Origin of the sequence: Paenibacillus sp. SN-8-1 (genome assembly GCF_050995535.1) — a bacterium.
Lineage (GTDB): Bacteria > Bacillota > Bacilli > Paenibacillales > Paenibacillaceae > Fontibacillus.
In genome coordinates this window covers 3,115,844-3,140,294 of record NZ_CP194782.1, presented here as the reverse complement: position 1 = coordinate 3,140,294, position 24,451 = coordinate 3,115,844, and the positions used below count along the sequence as shown (strand labels likewise).

The 24,451-nt window shown below is 47.1% G+C and carries 23 protein-coding genes and 1 riboswitch; of the genes, 10 read left to right on the top strand and 13 right to left on the bottom strand.

Annotation, left to right across the window (positions count from 1 at the left end):
• The first annotated feature begins 9 nt into the window (after positions 1-9).
• The 5 genes from pfkB (at position 10) to ACRRNK_RS15160 (ending at position 4,508) form a co-directional block, all read left to right on the top strand.
• Positions 10-948, top strand: coding sequence for a 1-phosphofructokinase (gene pfkB / locus ACRRNK_RS15180; protein ID WP_433943559.1), 939 nt, complete (start codon positions 10-12; stop codon positions 946-948).
• Between the two features lie 30 nt (positions 949-978).
• Positions 979-2,346: a PTS fructose transporter subunit IIC gene (locus tag ACRRNK_RS15175; RefSeq protein WP_433943558.1), complete on the top strand. Its 1,368-nt coding sequence runs from the start codon at positions 979-981 to the stop codon at positions 2,344-2,346.
• 40 nt (positions 2,347-2,386) lie between these two features.
• Positions 2,387-2,839: a PTS sugar transporter subunit IIA gene (locus tag ACRRNK_RS15170; protein WP_433943557.1), complete on the top strand. Its 453-nt coding sequence runs from the start codon at positions 2,387-2,389 to the stop codon at positions 2,837-2,839.
• Positions 2,840-2,943: 104 nt separating this feature from the next.
• Positions 2,944-3,633, top strand: coding sequence for a helix-turn-helix domain-containing protein (locus ACRRNK_RS15165; RefSeq protein ID WP_433943245.1), 690 nt, complete (start codon positions 2,944-2,946; stop codon positions 3,631-3,633).
• Positions 3,549-4,508 carry an IS3 family transposase gene (locus ACRRNK_RS15160; RefSeq protein WP_433946838.1) on the top strand — a complete coding sequence of 320 codons (960 nt, stop codon included), beginning with the start codon at positions 3,549-3,551 and terminating at the stop codon, positions 4,506-4,508. The genes ACRRNK_RS15165 and ACRRNK_RS15160 overlap by 85 nt, the downstream gene beginning before the upstream one ends.
• Before the next feature lie 687 nt (positions 4,509-5,195).
• Here the strand turns inward: ACRRNK_RS15160 and ACRRNK_RS15155 are convergent.
• Together ACRRNK_RS15155 and ACRRNK_RS15150 are read right to left on the bottom strand one after the other, a co-directional pair.
• Positions 5,196-6,137 (bottom strand): DMT family transporter, encoded by a 942-nt coding sequence (locus ACRRNK_RS15155; protein ID WP_433943556.1) that lies wholly within the window; start codon positions 6,135-6,137, stop codon positions 5,196-5,198.
• A gap of 139 nt (positions 6,138-6,276) precedes the next feature.
• Positions 6,277-6,431, bottom strand: a riboswitch (FMN riboswitch).
• 102 nt (positions 6,432-6,533) lie between these two features.
• Positions 6,534-7,442, bottom strand: coding sequence for an AraC family transcriptional regulator (locus tag ACRRNK_RS15150; protein WP_433943555.1), 909 nt, complete (start codon positions 7,440-7,442; stop codon positions 6,534-6,536).
• Positions 7,443-7,614: 172 nt separating this feature from the next.
• On the opposite strand from ACRRNK_RS15150, the gene ACRRNK_RS15145 reads away from it, so the two are divergent.
• Both ACRRNK_RS15145 and ACRRNK_RS15140 read left to right on the top strand, forming a co-directional pair.
• On the top strand, positions 7,615-9,390 hold the full coding sequence (locus ACRRNK_RS15145; RefSeq protein ID WP_433943554.1) for an ABC transporter ATP-binding protein: 1,776 nt from the start codon (positions 7,615-7,617) through the stop codon (positions 9,388-9,390).
• 140 nt (positions 9,391-9,530) lie between these two features.
• The gene (locus ACRRNK_RS15140) at positions 9,531-10,544 is read left to right on the top strand and encodes a DUF4349 domain-containing protein (RefSeq protein WP_433943553.1); all 1,014 of its coding nucleotides are present in this window, start codon (positions 9,531-9,533) and stop codon (positions 10,542-10,544) included.
• A gap of 67 nt (positions 10,545-10,611) precedes the next feature.
• Here ACRRNK_RS15140 and ACRRNK_RS15135 read toward each other — a convergent pair whose 3' ends face one another.
• The 3 genes from ACRRNK_RS15135 to ACRRNK_RS15125 form a co-directional block, all read right to left on the bottom strand.
• Positions 10,612-11,862 carry a methyl-accepting chemotaxis protein gene (locus tag ACRRNK_RS15135; protein WP_433943552.1) on the bottom strand — a complete coding sequence of 417 codons (1,251 nt, stop codon included), beginning with the start codon at positions 11,860-11,862 and terminating at the stop codon, positions 10,612-10,614.
• A 436-nt stretch (positions 11,863-12,298) separates the two neighbouring features.
• A complete protein-coding gene (locus tag ACRRNK_RS15130) occupies positions 12,299-13,195 on the bottom strand; it encodes a molecular chaperone DnaJ (protein WP_433943551.1) in 897 nt (298 codons plus the stop codon).
• A gap of 76 nt (positions 13,196-13,271) precedes the next feature.
• The gene (locus ACRRNK_RS15125) at positions 13,272-14,249 is read right to left on the bottom strand and encodes a helix-turn-helix transcriptional regulator (protein WP_433943550.1); all 978 of its coding nucleotides are present in this window, start codon (positions 14,247-14,249) and stop codon (positions 13,272-13,274) included.
• Between the two features lie 123 nt (positions 14,250-14,372).
• Between ACRRNK_RS15125 and ACRRNK_RS15120 the strand changes: the two genes are divergently transcribed.
• Positions 14,373-15,257 (top strand): SDR family oxidoreductase, encoded by an 885-nt coding sequence (locus ACRRNK_RS15120; protein ID WP_433943549.1) that lies wholly within the window; start codon positions 14,373-14,375, stop codon positions 15,255-15,257.
• A 51-nt stretch (positions 15,258-15,308) separates the two neighbouring features.
• Here the strand turns inward: ACRRNK_RS15120 and ACRRNK_RS15115 are convergent, their stop codons facing one another.
• The 6 genes from ACRRNK_RS15115 to ACRRNK_RS15090 form a co-directional block, all read right to left on the bottom strand.
• Positions 15,309-16,079 (bottom strand): carboxymuconolactone decarboxylase family protein, encoded by a 771-nt coding sequence (locus tag ACRRNK_RS15115; RefSeq protein WP_433943548.1) that lies wholly within the window; start codon positions 16,077-16,079, stop codon positions 15,309-15,311.
• Positions 16,076-16,471 (bottom strand): MerR family transcriptional regulator, encoded by a 396-nt coding sequence (locus tag ACRRNK_RS15110; RefSeq protein WP_433943547.1) that lies wholly within the window; start codon positions 16,469-16,471, stop codon positions 16,076-16,078. The genes ACRRNK_RS15115 and ACRRNK_RS15110 overlap by 4 nt, the downstream gene beginning before the upstream one ends.
• 138 nt (positions 16,472-16,609) lie before the next feature.
• Positions 16,610-16,948: a L,D-transpeptidase gene (locus ACRRNK_RS15105; RefSeq protein ID WP_433943546.1), complete on the bottom strand. Its 339-nt coding sequence runs from the start codon at positions 16,946-16,948 to the stop codon at positions 16,610-16,612.
• 55 nt (positions 16,949-17,003) lie between these two features.
• Entirely contained in the window at positions 17,004-17,834 is an 831-nt protein-coding gene (locus tag ACRRNK_RS15100) for an alpha/beta hydrolase family protein (protein WP_433943545.1), read from the bottom strand.
• A 69-nt stretch (positions 17,835-17,903) separates the two neighbouring features.
• Positions 17,904-19,289 (bottom strand): class II fumarate hydratase, encoded by a 1,386-nt coding sequence (gene fumC, locus ACRRNK_RS15095; protein WP_433943544.1) that lies wholly within the window; start codon positions 19,287-19,289, stop codon positions 17,904-17,906.
• A 216-nt stretch (positions 19,290-19,505) separates the two neighbouring features.
• Entirely contained in the window at positions 19,506-20,147 is a 642-nt protein-coding gene (locus ACRRNK_RS15090; RefSeq protein WP_433943543.1) for a metal-dependent hydrolase, read from the bottom strand.
• A 195-nt stretch (positions 20,148-20,342) separates the two neighbouring features.
• Between ACRRNK_RS15090 and ACRRNK_RS15085 the strand changes: the two genes are divergently transcribed.
• Entirely contained in the window at positions 20,343-21,338 is a 996-nt protein-coding gene (locus tag ACRRNK_RS15085) for an aldose 1-epimerase (RefSeq protein ID WP_433943542.1), read from the top strand.
• 159 nt (positions 21,339-21,497) lie between these two features.
• Here ACRRNK_RS15085 and ACRRNK_RS15080 read toward each other — a convergent pair whose 3' ends face one another.
• Both ACRRNK_RS15080 and ACRRNK_RS15075 read right to left on the bottom strand, forming a co-directional pair.
• Positions 21,498-21,851, bottom strand: a complete 354-nt coding sequence (locus tag ACRRNK_RS15080) for a LytTR family transcriptional regulator DNA-binding domain-containing protein (protein WP_433943541.1) — start codon at positions 21,849-21,851, stop codon at positions 21,498-21,500.
• 187 nt (positions 21,852-22,038) lie between these two features.
• A complete protein-coding gene (locus ACRRNK_RS15075; protein WP_433943540.1) occupies positions 22,039-23,148 on the bottom strand; it encodes a Gfo/Idh/MocA family protein in 1,110 nt (369 codons plus the stop codon).
• Between the two features lie 191 nt (positions 23,149-23,339).
• Between ACRRNK_RS15075 and ACRRNK_RS15070 the strand changes: the two genes are divergently transcribed.
• Positions 23,340-24,335 carry a Gfo/Idh/MocA family protein gene (locus ACRRNK_RS15070; RefSeq protein ID WP_433943539.1) on the top strand — a complete coding sequence of 332 codons (996 nt, stop codon included), beginning with the start codon at positions 23,340-23,342 and terminating at the stop codon, positions 24,333-24,335.
• Positions 24,336-24,451: the final 116 nt, after the last annotated feature.

Sequence of the window (24,451 nt, the reverse complement as noted above, 5' to 3'; positions counted from 1 at the left end):
GAATTTGAGATGAAACCATCAGTAATTACGGTGACCTTAAATCCTGCGCTGGATAAGACAGTGACACTTGAGGAACTTCAGGTTGGTGGTCTTAACCGGGTACAAGAGATCAGAATAGATCCGGGCGGCAAAGGAATTAACGTGGCTAAGGTACTTAGAAATTTTCAAGTCTCTGTGACAGCGGCAGGTTTTGTCGGAGGCTACAACGGACAGCAGCTTCTTGGCGATCTGGATAAGCTCGGAGTTCAGCAAGCATTTATTCAGGTGGAGGGGGATACAAGAACGAATCTCAAGATTGTGGATTCCTCCACATCGGTTACAACGGAGATCAATGAACGAGGCTCATTAATCCAAGAGACAGATGTTCTGGTATTCATGAAGCAGATGGAGTCAATTCTTGAGGGTGCTGAGGTTTTGGTTCTTGGAGGAAGCCTTCCCCCCGGAATATCGGTAGATATTTACCGGACACTGACGGAGATGGCGAGCCGCAAGAACGTGAAGACCATATTGGACGCCGATGGAGAGGCGCTTGCCCTAGGGCTTAAAGGGAAGCCTTATGCAATTAAGCCGAACATTCATGAGCTGGAGCAGCTTATGAATCGGAAGCTTGAGTCAACGCAAGATATTGTTCAGGCCTGCCGGAGCTTGCTTCAGGAAGGAATTCAGCTGGTTATTGTGTCCATGGGAGCTGACGGTGCGATTTTTGTAAGCGCTAACGAGGTGATCAAGACAAGCCCGTTCTCTATTGAACCGAAAAGTACGGTTGGAGCCGGGGATTCTATGGTAGCCTCCATATCTGCCAGTATCCTTGCCGGACATAATCTGGAGCAGCTTGCCCGCTGGGCCACGGCAGCCGGATCAATTACAGCTTCCAAAGAAGGAACGGAAGTGTGCTGCAAAGATGAAGTTGCTAAGAGCTTAAATCTAGTAGGTATCGACAAACATTGATTTTATCAGCTTCTAAAGGGGAAGATAAACATGAAGAAATTATTAGCTGTTACTGCTTGTCCGACAGGAATTGCACACACATATATGGCAGCAGAGTCTCTACAGAAATCCGCAGCAGAAAGAAATGTTCCCATTAAGGTTGAAACACGCGGCGCCATGGGGGTAGAGAATGAATTAACACCAGAAGAAATTGCTGAAGCGCACGCGATTATTATCGCAGCGGACACGGATGTGCTGGAGGAACGCTTCACGGGTAAGCCGGTCATTAAAGTGCCGGTTGCCCATGGGATCAAGAGACCAGCAGAACTGATTGAGCAGGCTTTGGCCAAACAGCCATCTGCCCCATCAACGGCTTCAACAGTGACAGCCAAGGCTCAAGAGAAGGAAGCGGGTACGGCCAATTCCATTTACAAGAACCTGATGAATGGTGTCTCCAATATGCTTCCATTGGTGGTAGCGGGAGGTCTGATTATTGCTTTGTCCTTTATTTTTGGTCTCAAGCCGGCAGAGGGAACATTCGGGTTTCAACTGCTAACGATCGGTAAAGCGGCCATGGGGCTTATGGTTCCTATCCTTGCCGGATTCATCTCCTTCTCCATTGCGGGTAAGCTTGGATTAGCTCCTGGTTTGGTCGGCGGAATGCTCTCTACCCAGTTAGGCGGGGGGTTCCTCGGAGGCATTATTGCCGGGTTCCTAGCAGGTTATGTAGCTAAAGGCTTAATCAAGTATCTTAAGCTGCCTAAAATAATGGAAGGGCTCAAGCCTGTGCTGCTTATTCCTTTACTATCTGTATTAATTGTTGGCTTGCTTATGATCTATGTAATTGGAGATCCGCTGAAATGGCTGATGGATGGATTGACTTCATGGTTAATGACTATGGGTTCTGCCAACGCTATTATTCTTGGAGCTGTGCTTGGTGCCATGATGGCAATCGATATGGGTGGACCTTTCAATAAAACGGCCTATACGTTCGCCACAGGTCTCCTTGCCAGCAGCTTGTTCGGTCCGATGGCTGCCGTTATGGCGGCTGGAATGACACCTCCTCTTGGAATTTGGCTTGCCACTGTACTCGCACCTAAGAAATTCACCAAGGAAGAACGCGAGGCGGGTAAAGTTGCTTCTGTACTGGGACTGTCGTTTATTACCGAAGGAGCTATTCCGTTCGGAGCAGCAGACCCACTGCGTATAATTCCTGCTTTTATGATTGGTTCAGGTGCTGCGGGAGCCTTGTCCATGGCATTCGGGGTTGGCCTTCATGCACCTCACGGTGGGATCTTCGTTCTGGCTATTCCTAATGCGATCGATAATATTCTGTGGTATGTGCTTGCCATTGCGGTCGGAACCATTGTTACTGCTCTATGCGTGAATTTGTTCAAAAGAAATAAAGTAGCTGATTAAGTATTAGGTTATATGTAAAAAAAGGAGCTGACAGACAGCTATGAATATTCATGATCTGTTAAGTAAAGATTCAATCTTCCTGCCACTGGAATCCGGCAGCAGGGAAGAGATTATCCGCAAGATGGCAGATGGCCTTCAAGCATCGGGATCGGTGAACGATCTGGAGCAATACGTGCAGGCTGTGCTTGCCCGCGAACAGCAAAGTTCAACAGGAATCGGGTTTGGTGTCGCCATTCCCCACGGCAAATCTGCAGGGGTTAAGAAAGCAAGTCTCTCATTCGCAAGGCTTTCGGAGCCGGCGGATTGGGAATCACTCGACGACCAGCCGGTATCGATGGTATTCATGATTGCAGTACCTGCAGAGAATGTAGGTAACGAACACTTGAAGATCCTGGTGGCGTTATCCCGCAAATTGATTCACGAGGAGTTCAGACAGCAGCTGCTGAATGCTAAATCCGAAGATGAAGTGATTGAGATTGTAAAGAACATCTAAAGATCTATACCAAAGAGCCGCCTTTGATTAATGATATGCTCCCATCATAGTAGACAGTAGAAAAAACAAAAACTTCTACTGCTACAATGATGGGAGTTTTTCTAATGTCAAAAAGAAGTCCTATTTCTTTAGAAGTAAAATTACATGCCGTACAGCGGTGTCTTGAGCATAAGTCTAATCCAAACTATGAAGCGAAACAGCTTAGAGTTTGTAAGAGTACGGTTAAGGATTGGATAAGAAAGTATAAAGCAGATGGTTTGGATGGATTAAAGGAATCGAATACATGGAAATCATACTCAAAGGAATTGAAGCTTGCGGCTATTAAAGACGTGTTGTCTGGTCATTGCTCCGTAGAAGAGGCAACAAAGAAGCATCGTATTTCGAGTAGAAGTGTTTTGGGAAAATGGATTTCCAAGTATACTAATGAGATAGAATTGAAACCTACACCTAAGGGAAAAGGACTGTCTCATATGAACAAAGGACGTAAAACAACTTTCAAGGAACGCATTGAAATTGCACAATATACAATCGCTAATGGTTTGGATTATCAGAAGGCGATCGAAAAGTACGATGTATCCTATCAGCAGGTGTACGCATGGGTTCGGAAATACCGAGCTGGTAGTGAAGATGCCCTCAAGGACAACCGAGGTCGTAAAAAGCCTGCAGAGGAACTAGATGAGCATGAACGGCTTAAGCTACGGATCAAGGAATTAGAAGCTCGAAACGAATACCTGGAAATGGAGAATGCCCTCGCAAAAAAGTTGGCGGAGATCAAGCGACGAAATACACGCTAACCCTTGTTCGACAAGCAGACTTGTATCAAGCGATTCAAGAACTGAACAAAGAAAAAGGTTATGCAATTACGAAATTGTGTGCGTTAGCCGGAGTTGCTCGATCTGCCTATTATAAGGGGTTAAAATGGATGCCATCCGCCAGAGAACTTGAGAATTATACGCTAGCTAAAGAAGTGAAGCTTCGCTATGACAAGCGAAAGGGGATACTTGGCTATCGCCAAATGCGCACCCAATTAAACCGAAAGCTCAAGAAGAAGTACAATAAAAAGCGGTATTACCGAATTATGCGTGCTCTTGGATTAAAGGCGGTAATTCGTAGGAAACGGCCGAACTACGTGAAAGTCTCTGAGATGCATGTAGCTCAAAATGTAATGAACCGTGAATTTCAGGCAGTTGCTCCTAATATGAAGTGGTGTACAGACGTTACAGAATTGAAGTACGGAAACGGCCGTAAAGCCTACCTGAGTGCAATTCTTGATGTATACGATAACTCTATCGTTTCATGGGTGTTAAGCCCCTCCAACAACAATAAACTCGTCATGGATACGCTAAAGAAGGCTTATGAGAAGAACCCCGGTGTAACCCCGCTTATTCAAAGTGACAGAGGCTTCCAGTATACGTCTCATGAGTATAATCGACTCCATGTAAAATACGGATTTATGAAAAGCATGTCTCGTGTGAGCCGATGCTTGGACAACCAACCTATTGAACGATTTTGGGGCACTTACAAATCAGAGAGCTATTATCTTACAAAGTATGATACCTATGAAGATGTCCTCAAAGACGTTAGCGAATATATTCGTTATTACAACAACTACCGGTATACAGAGTGTTTGGATGGTTTGTCACCTAACGAATACCGAAGAGCTGCATAATGAAAAAATCTCAGCTCTGTTAAAACGAGCTGAGGAAAATAAACGAATCGTTTTTGTTTTATTCACTGTCCACTTGACAGGGAGCACTTCATTAAGTCAGGGCGGCTCATTGGTATTATATATTAAGAAAGCCTCTAAGCCGTCGGTAGGCATTTGTACTCAATCGGAAGGGCAATCAAGAATTTGGCTGTTGATTTTAACAAGAATTCACATAATGATGGGAATATAATGCTGGCCTTTTAAACTAAGTAATAGGTGTTTTATATTAAAGTTTGTCCCAAGTATTAAATGTGCCAAGTCAGTGAACTCTTTTAAAGTAGGAGGCTCTTCCCTTACTAAGCTCTCTATGTTAATTGAATAAGGGCTAAATGCGGAGAGTTTTTAAAATAGCATCCGTTTGTTTCTCATCAAAATTGTGATTAAGAACAAACATAAAGAAAGAATAGGAATCTGAAGGAATCATTCTTTTCAAAAGATTGATCTGATGAGTCAATAACTCCAATCTATGTTCTATTGTCATTAATTTCTCCCCTATATTTAGTTCATATTTTGTTTGGTGCATCAACTACAGGCAACGGTAAGATTTGATAGACTTGAAATATTCCATTATAAAACGAGTCGCCAGGTGATTGCCGGCGACTCGTTGCTTAGGGTGCAAGGTATTCTGTTCCCTTTCTAAAATTAATCTTAATCTTGCTGCTGTCTGGATATGACGAACAAGGCGAACCAAATGAAGATGAAACCAACGAACTGAGGCATGGTAATGACCTGCTTGAAGACAATCCAGTTCACAAGCACAGCAACCATCGGGAAGCTTAGCTCAGCAAGGGTAGCGAAGGAAGCTTTCGTCGTTGACAGCCCTCTGTAGTAGAGAAGGAGGCTAAGCAGACCAGGAACCAACGCTTGAAGTAACATGTTCACCGTAGTAGCTGTCAATTCACCCGTGCTGGAAGGCAGCGTCCAAGGAGCTCCCTCGGAGGAGGTGATCAGGAACAACAGTGGCAAGGCAAGCATGAAGCGCAGGGAAGTTACCGTCTCATATTTCATACTCCGAAGCATATAGCGTCCCATGACGGTGGATCCTCCCCAGAGTGCGGCGGCGCCAAGGGAGAGCAAGCTTCCAATTTGAATGAAATCGCTAAAGTCGCCAATCGGAAGTGTCCATCCAAAGGTTAATAAATATGTTCCGGCAATGGCAAGGACAATGAGTCCTGAGAAATATTTTGGAAGAGCTTCTCTCAGAATGAGTCTAGCCATAATAATCGCGAACAGAGGCTGCATCTTCTGGAGTAGAAGTACGGCATTGAGGTTGCCGCTGCCTGAAGATAGGGCCTGAGTGAACAGAATGGATGCTATCGCAGATCCTCCCCAGGAAATAAAGAGAAGCGCGGCGGCTTGCTTAATTCGAATGGCCTTAAGCTCATTGCGGTGTGACCATAACACCGGGGCCGCGAACAAGAATAACAGGACATGTTCAAGAAGAACAATTTGCGCAGATGTAAGGTGCTTCAGCAGCTGAATCCGGAATAGAGGATCAGCCCCCCAGAGCGCTGCTCCAAGGACGACGAACCAGAATCCGGTCCCTACACGTCTACGACTGTAATTTAATGCTGTGTTGACATTTTCCATATTCAAAAACTCCTAACTGAATAGTTCTGAATATAGGACCTCGATGTAGAAAACCCCCTTGTATACTTGTTCAAGTATACAAGGGGGCTCATCAAACAAGCCACTGTGTACAGTAAATAGACCGTAACACGGCTTGCTTTATGATCTTCTCCCATCCGGACTTTACCGTCGGCCTTGGAGTCACACCAAGTCAGTCGTCACTTTGCATGAGCAATCATGACGAGTCGCGGGCTTGAGGTTCACGTACGAACCCTCACCGCCGGTCAGGAATTTCACCTGCCCCCGAAGATCCATATTCGATTAGTTGTAATCTCATCTAACTACATGGAAACGCTTACTGTCAATATGACAGATTAAAAAATATAAAGGGTAAAAATGTAAATGAAAGTAACTGAATCATATCGATCTCTGCTGCTGGGTATCAAGCGGGGTTAGATGCAGAACTTCGTCTTGATGATTCTTGCGAAAAGTACCTGGGGTACACCCGGTCCAGGCTACAAACTGGCGGCTGAAGCTCTGGACATTCTCATAACCAATCCGGTGTGCAATGCGCTCAATAGATTCACTGCTGCTGACAAGCATTTGCATGGCTTCCTGACGCTTGAGGATCATCAGGTATTCCCGGGGGGACATCCCATAGAACTGTTTGAATACCCGGTGACAGTGTCTTCGGCTGACGCCAAGCTCATGTGAGATATTTTCCAGCCAGTCGCCTGCCATGTCCGGGGTGCTCGTATTTGAGGATAATACTAGCGTCTCCACCTGCTTCGCAATTAGATAAGAAAGCTCTGAACGTAGATTGGGCTCTTTGCCATGGCTCTCATGATCGAAGTAAGACTGGAGCTCAGTAATCAGTGTAAAGAGATGAAGAAATAATCTGGAGGTCGATTTAGAGTCTGCGTATAACGCTTCCATTAAATTCTCTACAAGGGGAACGAGCAGGGTATTAAGCGGATCCCCCTGACGATAAAGCCCCTTATTATTCATCTCGAACAGCTTAAGGAACAATGGATCGTCTACTTGAAAGTGCATGACAAAGAAGGTCGTATTCTCTTGACTTCTGATTTGATAATCATGCATTTGCATAGGAGAGATCAGCATTAGATCCCCGGCCTGCTGCTCGAATTCAGTAGAACCGGCAATCGCTGTCTGAGTACCCTCCAACACGAGGTTAATTTCAAATAGCATATGGTGAACATGACGACCGCAGGTCCAACCGCTCTTCACAGTGCGAGTATGTGTAGAATAAATACAAACCTCTGATCGAATATGGGGAAACCATCGTTCCGGCGGCAGTTTTCTCATGATGAACAACAACTCCCTGAATGTCCGATTTAGTTAAACTTGTGTCTGAATCGGGGCCGATTATGTTATAGATGAACTGGGCCCTTGGAATTATACTTATTTCTGTGCTGTTTGGGCTGATCTAAACAGGAAGTCCCTATTCATATCATAAGTAAAAAAGCGGGTGAAGGAAATGGCAAAGTTAGAAACACTGGATTATACGAAGTGGTTTGAGAGTGAGCAGGTAGCAAAAATGAAGCCGCTGAGCCTGCTGGCCAGACTGTTTAAAAACCATGGAAGCAAGGTAGCGCTGTCGGCCTTTTATTATACACTAAAAGCACTTCCTGTCTGGGTACTTCCCGTGGTTACGGCGAACATCATCAATCTGGTCAGCTATCCGGATCGGCATTCACTATCGGAGTTCTGGATTAATCTGGTAGTCATTATTGTAATCATTCTTCAGAATATTCCCACGCATACCCTTCATATCAGCAACATCAGTATGGCAGTGCGGCATGTGGAAGCTGGACTGCGAAGTACCTTGGTGCGCAAGCTGCAGCAGCTTTCTCTGGGATATCACGGGGACATGAATGCGGGAAGGCTCCAATCGAAGGTGCTCAGGGATGTAGAAGCTATCGATTTCTTATCAAGACAAATGATGATGACCATTATCCCCTCGGTGATCAGCTTAATTATCATTATCGGACTTACTTTATATCATAGCTCGATCGTGGCTTTATTCTTCATCCTAATGGCCCCTACTTCCATCTACCTTGTTCGCTTCTTCCGGACAAAAATGTCGAACAGCAACCGGGAGGTTCGGCGGAATATTGAGAAGATGTCGGGAACCGTATCAGAGACGGTTGAAATGATTCCGGTAACCCGCGCACACGGGCTCGAGGATGTAGAGATACGCAAGGTGGATAAGGCCCTTCAGCATATCCGCGAGCGGGGATATAAGCTGGATGTGCTTGAAGCCTATTTCGGTTCGACAAGCTGGGTTGTCTTTCAGCTGTTCCAGGTGGGATGTCTCTTCTTCACAGCCTATTTGGCCCGGATCGGAATGATGGAGATTGGTGACATCGTGATGTATCAAGGCTTTTTCAACATGATTATCGGGTCGGTCAGCTCCATTTTGAATGTATACCCGAACCTGGTAAAGGGCTTTGAATCTCTCCATTCCGTGTCCGAGGTTCTGCTGTCTCAGGAGACGGAAGAATATAAGGGTCGCGCTAATCCGGAAGTCATTCATGGTGATTATAAATTTGAGAATATGGGATTTAAATATAAGGAATCGGATCGCCATGTGCTCAGTGACTTCACACTGGATGTCAAACCGGGTGAAAAAATTGCCTTCGTAGGCGAATCCGGCTCAGGAAAGTCAACGATTCTCAACCTAATTATCGGCTTCTACAAACCTCAGTCGGGACGTATCTGGATTGACGGTATTCCCATGGATGAGCTCAGTATGAAGCGTTATAGACAGTCGCTTGCGATTGTTCTGCAGAACAACATTCTCTTCTCGGGTACGATTCGTGAGAACATTACCTATGGTCTCCCCGATATTTCGGAAGAGCATCTACAGAAAGCCATCTGGATGGCGAATCTCCAGGATGTAATCGATAGTCTTCCACAAGGGCTTGATACGTCGGTAGGGGAACACGGAGGAAGATTATCGGGAGGACAGCGTCAGCGAATTGCGATCGCAAGAGCGCTTGTCCGTGATCCCAAAATTATTATTCTTGACGAGGCGACCTCGGCGCTGGATAACGTATCTGAGCGGCATGTACAGCAGGCAATGGAGCAGTTGATGGAAGGAAGAACTACGTTTATCGTTGCTCACCGGCTATCTACCGTAAGGAATGTTGACCGGATCGTCGTTATGAAGAAAGGGAAGATCGTAGAGAGCGGAACCTATGATGAGCTGATTGAGAAGAAAGGTGAATTCTTCAAGCTCAAAAATATGTAAGGCAAAGAAGTATAATGGATTAGCATGGAGGCAGCCTCAATCGGGCTGCCTTTTGTGCGTGAAGTAAGATGAGTGCAACCTTCCAGCATTTGTAAGCGTCGGAGTGGAGAGAGATTAAATTTGAACAGGAGGCTGTAACCATGCAAAAACGGGGGTTTATATGCATTTTAGTATTGGGTCTTAGTCTTATGCTTGGAGCGTGCTCTTCGTCTTCATCGGATATGGAGAGCACGGGGCACTCCTCAGCTAAATCAGTCGCAGCTACAGACAATAATTCTGCTAAAGTGGATACAGCCACAACGGCTACTGCCGCTGATTCAAAGCAGCCTGCATCAGGATTTACGAATAGTGGGAATAAGACAGGGGAAGACAAGAAGCTCATTTATAAAGCTGAACTGTCGATCAGGGTCAAAGATTACAGAAAGGTTCAGACAGAAGTAAGAGCTCAAATCGGTCAGGCAGGCGGGTATATCGTTCAATTCTCTGAGAATCAGAATGATGAGCAATTGGCAGGCAATTTTATAATCAAGATTCCTGCGGCTGGATTTACTTCTTTCATTGACGGAATCGGCAAGATTAAGCATGAATCTCTGGAGCAGAATATCGAGGGACAGGACGTAACAGAGGAATATGTTGATTTGGAGTCCAGGCTTAAAGCAAAAATGATCATGGAAGAGCGTTATACATCATTCATGAAGAACGCTACCAAGACTGATGAGCTTGTTAAATTCGCAAATGAGCTGGGACGAATCCAGGAAGAGATCGAACAGGCTAAGGGACGAATGAGATTCATAGATAATAATGTCGCTTATTCTACTGTGACGATCCACCTGTCTCAGTCGGTGGGAACTGCGCAGACTGTGGATTCAGGGAAAGAGAATACACCGCTAGTAGAACGGGCAAAGGATGCGCTATCCGGCACGCTTCACGTGCTGTACCTGCTGCTTCAGTGGACGGTTATTGTATTGTCAGGAGCTCTTCCTATTCTAATACTGGGAGCAGTTCTAGCTGTAGTGATCTGGAGAGTACGTAAAGTCAGGGCCGAGCGGAGGGCGGTCACCCGAGCGGCAATAAGGAAGGCCACAAGTGGAGAAGCGCAGGATCATGCGGTATCAAAAATTGAAGAGGTCAGCAGCGAAGAAAGCGAATCCTAAGACAACAAGAACCCCTGATCTATGGCACTTAAGCCTAGATTCAGGGGTTCTCTTGACGTAATCCGGGTTAGAATTTGAAAATGTGTATCGTCTTCTGAAGCTTGAACACCGCTTGATTCATTGCTTCTGCTTCGTCTGCGACAAGCTTGATCGAGGAAATCTGCTCGTTCATATACGCGGACACCTGCTCAGTTCCCGCAGCCGACTGCTGCGTGATAGCTGATATGTTCTGGATCGCACCGGAGATCTGATGGGCACTATCAAGCATAACATCGCTTTCCCTGGAGAAAGCTTCAATCTGCTCGGTGATGAATTGGACACTTTGAACGATTTGCTGGAAGATCTCTTTGGATTCCTTAATCATTTCGTTCTGAAGACGGACTACCTCTTCATTAACAGACATATGGTTAATCGCCTGCATAATGTCCATCTCAATGTTCCTTACTAGCTCGAAGACTTCCCTTGTGGATTGGGTGGATTCCTCAGCTAACTTACGAACTTCTTCAGCCACAACGGCAAATCCTTTACCGTGTTCACCCGCACGGGCAGCTTCTATGGAAGCATTGAGTGAGAGGAGATTCGTCTGTTCGGCAATTTCGGAGATCGTCTTGGTAATTTTGGTGATTCCCTTTGCATTTCTGGAGAGTGTATCAATCGTTGCGCTTACTTTGTTGGTGGCTTCGATATTTCGCTGCATGCCTTCAGCCTGCTTCTCTACCGCTTGACTTCCTTGTTCCACAAGACTGAGTGTATGAGCCGATCTCGTATTCATTTCTTTGGTTGAATTGGCATAATTACCGACCTTCTGTTCAATCTCTTGAATGGCTGTTGTCATATCGGCAACATCCTGGGAAATCTCATTAGCTCCGATAGCGAGTTCATTCGCAGAAAGCGCCACTTGATGCATGACTGTAGAAAGCTCCTGATTTTTATCAGAAATTCCGCGACTTGAGCTCATAACCTGACTCGTAATTCCAGAGGCTTCTCTAAGAATCTGCGTCAGCTTGTCCACCATGCCATTGAAGGAACGGCTTAAGCTGCTTGCTGCGCCGGTCTCGTCTGCTCTTTGAGTGAAATCACCTTTGGAGATGCGATTAGTTACACTGGTTATCTCGTCAAAGGAAGATGTGAGCGCTTTCTCAATTACGCATGAAAGTGGGTAAGTGAGGATGGCGAGTACCACAATTAATGCAATGCCGATCAGTACATTTCCTAATAGAAGGAAAGTTACTAGAACCGGAATTCCGAACAATGCTGCGATTAAATAGCATGATACTGTAATTCTCGTTGACATAGGAAGCTTGTTTAGCCATGACATAGGAAAATTGTCCCCCTTTTATAAGAGCCGTTTCCATATTATAGCATCGCGCAGGATAAATGGTCTAGGTAAAAGGTAGGCAATTCATATTTATTTGTAGTCATTAAGTCTTGGAATATTCAAGGGATCGTGTGGTGGCTCGGGTATAATTTATCGGTTGTAGCAGCTTATATCGAGAACACAAATGGTAGTGTGAAGAGTTATGAGTGAGGGAAGAACATTTAGAAGGCGTTATGGACGGGGATTAAATTGCGCGGGATTCTATTCCCCGTCCTGTTTGCGCTTGCCTTCATGTCCAGGAGCTGTAAATGTCATTGTCCCTTCCGAGGGAAGTACGGTGTATCATAGCTGCTGTTGTCCACTTGCATATTGTATATCTTGTCAGCTTCGTACATTGATTCTGCCTGTATTCATTGAGCTGGTGCAGACCTTAAATTCACTTGCCTTTGAGGTATTGTTCGATAAAATGAAGTGCCTGCTCTTTATGCACCGCGCCATCACGAATTCCAAGAATGAGCTCGCTGTGGGTAAGCTTAAGCTTAAGCTTAGCCGCAAGAGGGCTATTCGAGACATCGATACCGTAAATATGCTCGGCCGGATTGTCTACCTGCTTAGCCTTGAGTGCCTGAGATTCCTTCAGCCATGGAGAAAGCCTGCCCTTCGCTTCAGCGTCCAGGTTCATAAGTGCACTGCTATTGGAAATCCAAGCATAGGATTCTTTGTCCATGATGAAGAGATCAGGCCTTTCGGTGCCAAGCTGCAGGAGAGCTTTCTGCTGTAGAGCCATGCTGGCCTGTCCCAGCCCCTGCTTGGGCAGATAGGAGAGCAGGGCGGTGACTCTTTTCCATTCGGGAAAAGGAGCCTTAAGGGATTCCTCAATCGCCGCAGTGTCTTCCTGACCATCTGATGAAGAGAAGTCTCCAAGAATCATAACTGACATATCAACCGGAGGCAGCTTGGCAAGGCGCTCCTGCTCGGCTCTATGATTCAGATAAGCATTGATCCCGACGATAACCACAACTAGAGCTATCAGACCGGCGAAGACTCTGCCTTTGTACAGACGGAAGAAATCATCAATTTTTTCAGCGGGACCAGCAAAGCTCTTATATTTCGCATACTTCTGTTTGGTTAGTTCGTCAAACTTCTTCCTGTCCTGTGTCTCCGTAATATTCCGGTACGCCTTGGCAATAGGTTCGAACTCCTCAGAGGGCTTCGAGCGGTACTGCCTGACAAGAATATCAAACCGCTTCTCTACTTCCTCTCGGGACGAATTGTCCGGTAAATCAAGCACTTCATAGGAGTGCTTCAAATCAGAATCATTGTCCATATCCATGTGAATTCCCCTCTATTGTAATCAAAAGTTCTGTAATCTCAATTATAAGGTGTAGAGAATTGAAAAGAAAATGTAATCATTCCTGGCTGCTGTGACTATGTGTATATGCCGCAAGAATAGTGCTCGCTTCCTGAATCACCGCATCTCTAAGCTCAGCCGGAGCCAGCACCCAGATGCTCCTACCATAGCTGAGAATTATGGATAGAGCCGACTCAAGTGTGTTGAATTCTACCTCGGCGTGAATGGCGTCATCAGGGGAGGACTCTGAGCCAAGAACTTTCACGAACCGCTCACGGGTGAATCGAGAGTAGACTTCTTCCTCGATCCTCAGGCTTGCCGGGTAGCGGGGGAGATTACTTCTAAACTCCCGGGTGGATTGTTCCCAGTATTCAGCCAGGTTAAAGGATTCTGGATAAGAGAAGGTGTCATGAACCGCTGCCACCTTATTAATTCGGGAGACACGGTAAGTGTGCACTTTATTTTCAGTCGACCCTTCTGAAGCGGCCAGGTACCAGATCGTTCCTTTCACAATAAGACCGAGGGGACACAGCAGGCGTTGCTCCATCCCGGTAGCTTTCATATATTTGATACTAAGTTTATGCCCAGCCCATACCGCTTCCTGGATTGTAGGGAGAAGGGGGACAGATTCCTTGGATGGATACCAGCCGGCCCCATCGATATGCAGTCGTTGTCTGGCTAGATCAGCATCATGTCGCAGCTGTTCTGAAGTGGCAGCGAATAGCTTGCGGGAAGCCGATTTATGATCTTCTTCAATACCAAGCTCTTTGAAAAGGGCAGGGGAGGCAGAGAGCATGAGTGCCAGGACCTCACGGGATTTCAGCCCTGTCAGATTAGTCCTGTACCCTTCGGAAAGGCACCAGCCGCCTTGCGGCCCTCTTTCCGAATAGACGGGAATCCCCGCAGCGGATAAGGATTCCATATCCCTGACAATGGTTCTTGCATTAACTTCGAGTTCCGCGGCAAGTTTTGCCGAGGTCATTTTGCCGTTATTTTGCAGGAGCATTACAATATTTAGCAGCCTATCAGCCCGCAATCCGATCAACCTCCTAAGCTTCATGTCAACCGTATTGTAACACAGGTATAAGACACAGGATGTCATATATCTTGGACTATACTAATCATGTGAGTCATTAATATTCTTAGGAGTGTGAATTTGATGAACAGACCATTGCAGGGGAAAGTAGCGGTAGTAGCGGGAGGAACCCGCGGAGCAGGACGCGGCATCGCCGCAATGCTGGGAGAAGCAGGTGCTACAGTCTACGTAACAGGACGCAGTGTAAGAGGGAATCTATCGGAGATGGGGAGAACAGAGACCATCGAAGAAACGGCCGAGCTGGTTACCTCGCTTGGGGGAGACGGGAGAGCGGTCAGGGTGGATCATACGGTGGAACAGGAGGTTCAGGCTTTATTTGAGCGGGTTAAGGAGGAACAAAGCGGACAGCTGGATATTCTCGTCAATGATATTTGGGGCGGAGATCCATTCTCCGACTGGGATAGTCGTTTCTGGGAGCATTCCCTGCAGAATGGGCTGAAGATGCAGAACATTGCGGTGCATACGCATATGATAACCTCGTATTATGCAGCTCCCTTGATGATTAAGCGAAACCGGGGACTAATTCTCGAAATCACAGATGGTTTTGATTACAGGTACAGAGGCAATTTATACTACAGTCTGGCCAAGATTTCCACTATTCACCTGGCAGCGGCGATGGCCGAAGAGTTAAGGGAATATCAGGTGACCTCGATCGCGCTCAGCCCAGGATATCTTCGTTCCGAAGCGATGCTGGATCACTTTGGAGTCACAGAGGACAATTGGAGGGATGCGGGGCTAAAGGATCCCCATTTCCTCATGTCGGAGACCCCTGCCTATATTGGGAGGGCTGTCGCAGCTCTTGCAAGTGACCCATATGTTCACCGGAAGACCGGGAAGGTACTTACGACTTGGGAGCTCTCGGATGAGTATAACTTTGTTGATATAGACGGAAGACGCCCACATTGGGGAAGGTATGCAGAAGAACAAGGATTCTATAAGGATAGATAAGACGCAGTTAGAAAAATGCAAAATGCAAACATTGTAACTGCGTCTTAAATCTCACGTCTGTAGTTCGAAAATTTGGCGTGCGGTGCTTACCGCATTGAGTACTTTGGGAAATCCCGTGTACGGATAGCATTGAAGGAGGGCTTCAATCACTTCTTGTTCGGTTAGCCCTGATCGGAGAGCCGCGTGGATATGGACGCGCAGCTGCGGCTCACATCCTCCCTGGGCGGTTAAGGCTGCCAGTGTAACAAGCTGTCTTTGCTTAGTGTTAAGAAGGGTTCTGCTGTAAATTTCACCGAAAGTGAAATCGACAATCTGGTCGGCAAGCACGGGAGCGATGCCGGCTAGTGATTCTATCACCAGCTCACCATGTTCTCCGTCAACCTCCTTGAGCTTCCTAAGGCCGGCAGCGTGAATATTCTCTGCGTTCAAGAGCTCATCCTGAACAGTTAAACGAATCTCAAGCTCCTCGAACACCTGCTTGGCGGTGGTGATTGCATTCAGCGCGCGAGGGAAGCCGCTAAACGGAACTGTATGCGTAATTAACTCGACTATTTCTTCTGGAGTAAGCCCCACCTTCATGCCGAATTGAATATGCCATTTCAGCTGGCCTGGGCAATCTCCTAGTGAAGTAAGCGCAGCGATCGTAATCATTTCACGCTGGGTATAGGACAAAAGAGGGTTCACAAACACTTGTCCGAAAAATTCAACAATATATCTTCCGATATGCGGTGAAATCTCCTTCAAATTATCGAGTACGCCCTTGATGCCATCTTGGTATGTATCCATCAGCAGTTGTTCGCCTTTCTTATAGGCATTAGTCATTTGGAATCCTCCTCTAGTGGGTAGTCTTCTTCCCATTGTTTGTAGATCTTAATTTTGTTCTCAATCGCTTCCTGATGTTCTTGTAGGGCTTCGATCTGCTTCTTAATTGATTCCTGGTGGGCTTCGAGCAGTTGTCTCCTTTCTCTGGCAGTGGATGGCCCTTGTCTTCTAAGATGTGCAGCCTGCTGCATTTGGCGAATGGACATTCCGGTTGTCCTCAGACGCAGGAGGAAGCGAATCCATTCCAAATCGCCTGCGGAATACTGCCGGCGCCCGTTAGTACCTCTTGTAATGGGATGGATAAGTCCATTCTTCTCATAGTAACGAAGGGTATGTGTGCTGATGCCGGTCAACTGTGAAATGGTCTGTATACTTAAATGTTGTTGTTCCATACCGTCATTCTACAACTTAGAGCGCGCTCTAAGTCAACTAAATAGCTAAGAAACAACAAAGAAGCAGCAAACTGGTCTTGGGACATGAACAATAACGCTGTTCATCCCTGTCTATACCAGGTTGCTGCTCTAAAGAATTTATTGACGAATGGTCACGCGGGTTCCCACGGGAACGAGATGCGATAAGGCGATCACATCCTCATTCTGCATTCGAATACAACCGTGGGACACATATTTGCCGATTGAGGAAGGATCATTTGTTCCATGAATTCCATAATGGGGCTTGGATAATCCCATCCACAGCGCACCAAAAGGTCCTCCAGGATTAACCTGTTTATTAACAATCGTATACTCCCCGGCCGGTGTTTGGGTTAGCATTTTGCCAACACCTACTGGGAATGCCCGAGTTACCGTATTGCCGTCCAGCAAATACAGCTGCCGCTCCGACAGGTCCACAATGATTCGATACTGTGGCACTTTCATCCACTCCTATATCTCTTCGTATCTTTTTACAGATTATGTGAGAGAGCGATTAATGGTGAGTGTCAGTATCTTCGGACTTGGCAGGAGAGAAGTGCTGATCCGGCGTTCTGATCCAGTCGAACATCCGCTTCACCGCTTCAAGATGAATATCATCAGGGAAATGGTGCCCGTAATTCAGATAAGTATGGAGCTCGGCAGGTAAGCCGAGCTCCATAAGTCGATCGTACAACTTCGAACCATGGCTGTAATCGACCTGTTCATCCCGGGTTCCATGAATAATCAGGACCGGGCAATGGAGGCGGTTAGCTAGCACAATGGGGGAGCGGGAAGCAAATGCTTCAGGCTGCCTGGCCGGTGTTCCACCTAACACACGCTTCAGCATTCGCCGAAGTGTAATCCGTTCTTCGTAGGTCTTGGCCAGATCGGAGACGCCGCCCCAGATAATGAGCCTATGGACATCCGGCATCTGGATAGCAGTCTGGGTTGCATTTATCGAGCCTCGTGAGAATCCCATTATAGAGATTTGTGACTTCTCCACAAAAGGGAAGCTTTGCAGAAGCTGGTAAGCGGAGAATATATCCTCTTGATCCGCACCGCCAAATTCATCGCGTCCTTCTCCGCCCTCATTTCCCCTGTAACAGGGGGCAAATACAACCGTGTCATATCTTGCAAACTGCTCAAGCCAAGAGGTCTTAACACTTCCAACCTTGCCCATGCCGCCTCTACAGTAGATGAGAACAGGCCACTGCCTCGAAAGTATGTTGAGATTGCCGCGAACAAGTGATTCAGCTGTCCTCTCTGCTTGAAGACTCGGATTGTTATAGAACGCAGTGATCCAGGAGTCTAAATCGCTTAAGGACGCATCGAAACCTTCAGGCAAACACAGGTACCCTTTAACCTTATTGCCGCCCGATAGGTAAGTGATCTTAAATATCATCATGGCAGAAGATTATTTGGGATTGATCATGTTCTCTGGTCTAACATATTGATCGAACTGTTCTTCGGTTAGAAGACCTGTCTGCAGGGCAGCTTCCTTCAAAGTAAGGTTCATCTTATGGGCAAGCTTGGCGATCTTGGCTGCATTCTCATAGCCAATGTATGGATTGAGGGCAGTTACCAGCATCAGAGAATTCTTCAGGTTATGCTCCAGCTTCTCATAGTTCGGTTCAATTCCAACTGCGCAGTTATCGTTGAATGCAATGAGAGAGTCAGCAAGAAGTCTTGTGGATTGAAGGAAATTATATATAATGACTGGCTTAAATACGTTAAGCTCGAAATTTCCCTGACTGGCGGCAAAACCGATCGTTACATCGTTGCCGAACACCTGGGCTGCGACCATCGTAATCGCTTCACACTGCGTAGGATTCACTTTACCAGGCATAATTGAGCTGCCCGGTTCATTCTCAGGAATTGTAATTTCACCGATACCGCTGCGAGGTCCGCTGGCCAACCAGCGTATGTCGTTGGCAATCTTCATTACATCTGCAGCAAGCGCTTTGATTGCTCCGTGGGTATAGGCCACTTGATCATGGCTCGTAAGAGCATGGAATTTGTTCGCGGCTGATGTAAATGACTTGCCTGTGGAAGCACTGATCTCTTGAGCAGATCTGTCGCCAAATTCAGGATGGGCATTGATTCCTGTACCTACCGCGGTTCCGCCAATTGCAAGTTCTTTCATATACTGCACACTTTCGGAGATCATCCGGCGGCTCTTCTCCAGCATATGCTGCCACCCGCTAATCTCTTGTCCCAGAGTTAGAGGTGTAGCATCCTGAAGGTGAGTACGGCCAATTTTGATTATATCTTTGAATTGTTCGGATTTCTGCTTGAAGGTATCCTCAAGCTTAAGGATCGCAGGCAGCAATTGATCCTCCACAGCAATAACTCCGGCAATATGTAAGGCGGTTGGAAAAGTGTCGTTGGAGCTTTGAGACATATTCACATCGTCATTAGGATGCAGGCGTTCCTCAGACCCTTGTTCCTCAAGCAGCTGATTGCCGCGGTGAGCGATAACTTCATTAACGTTCATGTTGGACTGGGTTCCGCTTCCTGTCTGCCAAACGACGAGAGGGAACTCGTTATCCCAGCGGCCTGCCTCAATTTCGTCTGCGGCCTTGGCGATGGCAGCAGCCTTCACTTCAGAGAGCTTTCCAAGCTTCTGGTTGCTGAGTGCGGCACTTCTCTTAAGAATGGCAAAAGCTTTAATGACCTCAATTGGCATATGCTCAATCCCGATCGGGAAGTTCTCTTTGCTTCGCTGGGTCTGTGCTCCCCACAGCTTGTCCGCGGGAACCTTGATCTCACCCATTGTGTCTCTCTCAATACGGTAATCCATTGTCATTAATCCCTCCAAATCGTTTGGTTACTTGAAATTATATCACCTTGTTGTGGATACGGACAGCGTTTACATCAAGAGACGCGAGGGAGCACAACAGAGCCGTAAAGTAACGAATCTGACAGGACTTCAATAGCCAAAGCTGACCTATCCGAGGACGGCAGGCGGCTTTGGCTGTAATGTTGGATGCCTGAGCTGAGTGTGAGTGCCAGATTACTAACGCAGTTTGAAGGGTTTCTTGTAAATCGGATACAGCCACTTCACTCCGCTCGGAGTAAGTGTATCTGCTATAAGATGGGACAGGTAGCCAAGTGTGGCGACAGTCATAATTCCCGGGAGCTGGAGCTGATTCTCTAGGCCTTGCCCAATCATACCCCACAGGATTACCGCCCATACCGTATGCGTCATACCCCGATGCTTGAGCCATGGGGCGATAGCAATGAACAGGCCTAGCCCTCCAAGCCAGTACATCTGCCACAGAAAAGCGGCATAGATAAATCCCCCGCCGATAACGGTAATGAGTGTATTGCGGATCATCCCTTCTCTGGTCAGCAGTCCCAGCATGAAGAGGGCTAATGAGGCCGCTGTGTATTCCGGATAGACAGCACCAAGGGAGAAGTATTGATAGATAAGTATAGAGGTGGCTATAAACCCTGACCACAAAAGAAGACCCCGTATGGTATGCGATAGCTTGCCGATTCTGGAGCTAAGCATGCTGGGACCATCAAGGTCAGCACTCAGTGCAGAGAAAGATGAGACCGCCAGATAGAGAACAGCACTCTTCGGGGAGAATGGATAATGAGCTGCGGCTGCAGCCCCGATGGCTGTACCAATAGCCAGATGACTGGTTCCTTTCATATCTTCCTCCTGACTGAATATAGTAGATTTGATATGCAAACATATGTTTGCATACTTATTATACATGGATATGAAGGGAGGGACAAGTCGGATACTGAGGGTTAGTTTACTTGCGCTTACATCCAAGGAATCTGGTAAAATGACAAGAGATCTATAATTCAAAACTGCGCACACATGAAGGGAGAGTTCATACTGATGGCTGAAGTTAAAGCTTATGAAGGGAAATACCAGGGCGAGCCGGCGATTTGGCTAAAAGCCGGGCAATACGAGGCTGCGCTGGTACCTGGAGTCGGAGGGAATATGATCGCATTCCGCGATCATGAGAACGGCTACCGTATCCTGCGAGAGCCTGGTGAGGATGAGATGGAGGTCTTTAGACAAGGCCCCGGTACATATGGCATACCTATTCTTTTTCCACCGAATCGGTATGAGGATGGTCAATTTCCGTGGAATGGCAAGACGTATCAGCTGCCAATTAATGAGCCGGCTACCGGCAATCATTTGCATGGATTCCTGCATACGATTCCGTGGGAGGTTGAACAATTTGGGCAGACTGAGCTTGAAAGTTTTGTTACGGTTAGAGTAACCATCAATCCAGATCATCCTGTCTACAAGATTTTTCCGTTTGAATTTACGGTGAAAATGCGCTATACCCTTGGACAAGACGGATTGTCCCAGCAGGTTAGTGTGAAGAATGATGGAGAAGAACCGCTGCCATGTCTGATCGCATTCCATACGGCGATCAATGCTCCGTTCGTTGCGGGAGGTAACGCGAAGGATTACCAGACTGAGATTACGATCGGCCAGCGTTGGGAGCTGAATGAACGTATGCTGCCGACTGGGGAGTATCAGAAGCTGACTTCCGATGAGGAGAAGCTCAAAGAAGGCGGCGTGAATCCTTTCTTCGCCTCCATGGACAACCATTATACCGCTGTACCGCGTAACGGACGGAACCGGATGGAACTGACGGATACGAAGCAAGGAGTAACTCTAGTGTATGATGTGGGAACCTCGTACAAGCAGTGGATGGTCTGGAATAATGGAGCTACCGAAGGTTTCTTCTGTCCTGAGCCTCAAATGAACCTTGTGAATGCGCCTAAATCCACTCTTCCGGCTGAAGAGATCGGTTTGTTCAGCCTGGCTAAGGGTGAAATTTGGGAAGAATCTGCACGGCTATATATCAAAAAATAAAATAAACGTAGAGCAGGCGGTTATTAACTGCCTGCTCTACGTTTATTTTTGATGCTGGTTATTAATCAGCTTCACCAGCTCATTAAGCTCCTCCTTGGCACAAGAACATGCTGAAAGCCGTCTCTCCATAAGCGAGGACGGCTTTCTTCATTTGCCAACTTAGATGGCGATGTGGTTCAGCTTGATGATCATGCGCCGTACTTGTTCCTGAGTTCTGCGTGATACCGGAATGCACTTGTCACCCGAGATTTTATCTTTGAAGTAGAGTGCCTGGTTCTCAATATGAGTGATTTTGTCCAGGTTGACATAGAAGTTAGAGGAAATACGATAGAAAGAAGAGTCGGATAAGAGCGTGGCTTTGTCAGCGGAAGACATTCTCTTTTTGATTGTATAGTTCCTTCCGTGAAAGCTGATCAGGCCATAGCTACCTATTTTGAAATAGTACGCGTCCAGCTTAGGATTGAATTCTTCATACACATTTCGCGACGGCACTCCGCTGCTCATTTTTAACATCCAAATCCCCCTTTAAAAGATCTATGGAAGCGTTATCAGATTAACATAAAATGACCTCTTCGGGAACTGTTTTTTCACATTTTTCACAATTTTTTTTGGGCAATTTGTATACTCGCTAAGTGCAAACGATTGGCACAAAGAAGAGCATCTCCAAGCAGGACTTGGGAGATGCTCTTCTTTGGTGTGATCACCCTTGCTGCGAAGGGAGGGTGATGTGATGGGGAAGCTCAATGCTAACCTCCTTGCGTTCCTGGGAGGAACGCAGCACCCCGTCAATAATAGCCTGCTGGATTAAAATCTCTTCTCCGGGAATCGGCGCTGGGCGGCCATCCCGGACAGCTTCGGCAAAGTCGCGCACCTTCTCATCGAAGAGGTTGACCTCATCGTCCTTGAGAAGGATGTCTCTAGACAAATGACCCATGTTATCATCCTGGAACAGCTGCATGGAGCCTACCTTGCCCTGCCAAACACCTGACCATGGTCCAATACCCTGGGGGGTTACCTTCAAGCCGCCATCGGTTCCAAGGAACATGGTTGGTCCCAGGGTGTCCATATGCATGGCCCACGAAATTTTGAACTGAAGCACCATATCATTCTCGAACCGGATCATCGCAACGCCGAAGTCCTCGACCTCAAATTTGTCAGCTTCCGGATGATACCGTTTGTTGGTTCCGAAGTGGTTCGTGGTGAAGGCAGATACTGTCAAAGGTCTGGGGTGATTCAGCGTATTCAGAACCAGATCCAGAGAGTAGCAGCCTACATCGGCCATAGCGCCCGCCCCTGCAAGCTTCTTGTTGATGAAGGTACCGCCCGGCATTCCCCGGCGTCTGCCTCCGCCTGTCTCGACATAATAGATCTGGCCGAGTTCGCCAGAGCTTACGATATCTTTCAACAGCTTCATGTTGGGGTCGTAGCGGGGCTGGAATCCGATGGACAGCATGCCTCCGGTCTGCTTGGACACATTCACCATATCAATCGCCTCGGCCAGAGTGACCGACATTGGCTTCTCAAGAAGGACCTGCTTGCCTGCCCTTAAGGCATCTATGGAGATCTGGTGATGGGATACATTTGGCGTACATATACTAACCGCGTCTAATTCACTTATCTTGAGCATTTCCATGTAATCGGTAAAAGCCCGTGTTTCCTTGAGATTATACTTCTCGGCGAACTGTTCAGCTCGGCCAGGCGTAATATCTGCGACTGCTATGATCTCAACAAATGGCAGCTTACGGTAGGCTTTGGCGTGCGCGCCAGCAATCCCCCCACCACCAATGATTCCTACTTTAATGTTTCTCATCTTTTGTCACTCCCTGAAATATGTAATAGGATTGTTAGATATTTTAGAGAACTTTGATGCAATGTTACTGGCATAAAGATACCTTATCATAATTAAAGTGTGTGTTTCATCCCTGTGCTGTCGGTTTATGCTAATAAATATATTTAACCACCGAACGTGCAAGGTGATTCTGAAGAAGTGGAGGCTAACTAATGGATGAGCAGCTCCGTTGGGGAATTATGGGCTGTGCAGGCATTGCCCGTGACTGTATCATGCCGGCTATTATGGAATCCTCTAATGGAAGGATAGAGGCCGTGGCAAGTCGTGGAATAGAGAAGAGTCGCGCTCTAGCTGACCAATTTGAGGTGCAAAAGGCTTACGGCAGCTACGAGGAGCTGCTTGAAGACAGCGCTGTGCAGGCGGTGTACATTCCTCTTCCCAATCACCTTCATAAGGAATGGACGATAAAGGCGGCTGAGGCGGGCAAGCATGTGCTCTGCGAGAAGCCCATTGCACTGAATGCCTGGGAGGCAGAGCTTATGGTTAAAGCTTGCTCGGATGCCGGGGTGCTGCTTGCAGAGGCGATGATGTACAGGCATCATCCTGTTCTTAGGCGCGCTCAGCAGCTGGTAGCCGGGGGCGGAATCGGAGATCTGCGTGTAATTAGAGCCTCCTTTACTTATAATAATCCGGATCAAGCTGACAATATCAGGTTTAAATCAGCGTGGGGCGGGGGCGCCATCTATGATGTTGGCGGCTATCCGCTTAGTGCGGCAAGATTCTTCACGGGTATGGAGCCAGAGGCGGTAACTGTGAATTCATTCTTCTCAGGTAGGCATGATGGGGTAGATATGATGTCCACCGGGCTTGTGGAATTTGCGGACGGGTTAACCATGACTTTCGACTGCGGCATGTGGGCCGAGGAACGGCGCTGTCTCGAAATTGTCGGCTCCGAAGGCCGGATTGAGATCCCGCATGCCTTTTCGGGTAAGGAGCAGTCTGGATATTACCTGTTCTCCAGTGGGGAGCTGCAAGAATATCGAGAGGCAGAGATTAATGCATATGTACGTCAGATCGAGGATTTCGGTAGGACGGTCTTCGGCCATATGCCGCAGCTCTTCCTGCCGGAGGACGCTCTTCAGAACATGAAGCTGCTGGATGCGTGCAGGCTCTCGGCGAGAGAACGCAGAAGGGTAGCGCTAAGATAGTGATACAGTACTAAAAATACAAAAAGACAATCCAGCCGGCAGCCCCGGGCATATCAAATGCAACTATGCTGGCAGATGCCTATAACACGTAAGGACTGGACTTTTATACGAAATTG

Bases quoted from the DNA above. Each gene is read 5' to 3' on its own strand.
- pfkB (WP_433943559.1), top strand. From the start codon at position 10: ATGAAACCATCAGTAATTACGGTGACCTTAAATCCTGCGCTGGATAAG.
- ACRRNK_RS15175 (WP_433943558.1), top strand. From the start codon at position 979: ATGAAGAAATTATTAGCTGTTACTGCTTGTCCGACAGGAATTGCACAC.
- ACRRNK_RS15170 (WP_433943557.1), top strand. From the start codon at position 2,387: ATGAATATTCATGATCTGTTAAGTAAAGATTCAATCTTCCTGCCACTG.
- ACRRNK_RS15165 (WP_433943245.1), top strand. From the start codon at position 2,944: ATGTCAAAAAGAAGTCCTATTTCTTTAGAAGTAAAATTACATGCCGTA.
- ACRRNK_RS15155 (WP_433943556.1), bottom strand. From the start codon at position 6,137: ATGGAAAATGTCAACACAGCATTAAATTACAGTCGTAGACGTGTAGGG.
- ACRRNK_RS15150 (WP_433943555.1), bottom strand. From the start codon at position 7,442: ATGAGAAAACTGCCGCCGGAACGATGGTTTCCCCATATTCGATCAGAG.
- ACRRNK_RS15145 (WP_433943554.1), top strand. From the start codon at position 7,615: ATGGCAAAGTTAGAAACACTGGATTATACGAAGTGGTTTGAGAGTGAG.
- ACRRNK_RS15140 (WP_433943553.1), top strand. From the start codon at position 9,531: ATGCAAAAACGGGGGTTTATATGCATTTTAGTATTGGGTCTTAGTCTT.
- ACRRNK_RS15135 (WP_433943552.1), bottom strand. From the start codon at position 11,862: ATGTCATGGCTAAACAAGCTTCCTATGTCAACGAGAATTACAGTATCA.
- ACRRNK_RS15130 (WP_433943551.1), bottom strand. From the start codon at position 13,195: ATGGATATGGACAATGATTCTGATTTGAAGCACTCCTATGAAGTGCTT.
- ACRRNK_RS15120 (WP_433943549.1), top strand. From the start codon at position 14,373: ATGAACAGACCATTGCAGGGGAAAGTAGCGGTAGTAGCGGGAGGAACC.
- ACRRNK_RS15115 (WP_433943548.1), bottom strand. From the start codon at position 16,079: ATGACTAATGCCTATAAGAAAGGCGAACAACTGCTGATGGATACATAC.
- ACRRNK_RS15110 (WP_433943547.1), bottom strand. From the start codon at position 16,471: ATGGAACAACAACATTTAAGTATACAGACCATTTCACAGTTGACCGGC.
- fumC (WP_433943544.1), bottom strand. From the start codon at position 19,289: ATGGATTACCGTATTGAGAGAGACACAATGGGTGAGATCAAGGTTCCC.
- ACRRNK_RS15090 (WP_433943543.1), bottom strand. From the start codon at position 20,147: ATGAAAGGAACCAGTCATCTGGCTATTGGTACAGCCATCGGGGCTGCA.
- ACRRNK_RS15085 (WP_433943542.1), top strand. From the start codon at position 20,343: ATGGCTGAAGTTAAAGCTTATGAAGGGAAATACCAGGGCGAGCCGGCG.
- ACRRNK_RS15080 (WP_433943541.1), bottom strand. From the start codon at position 21,851: ATGTTAAAAATGAGCAGCGGAGTGCCGTCGCGAAATGTGTATGAAGAA.
- ACRRNK_RS15075 (WP_433943540.1), bottom strand. From the start codon at position 23,148: ATGAGAAACATTAAAGTAGGAATCATTGGTGGTGGGGGGATTGCTGGC.
- ACRRNK_RS15070 (WP_433943539.1), top strand. From the start codon at position 23,340: ATGGATGAGCAGCTCCGTTGGGGAATTATGGGCTGTGCAGGCATTGCC.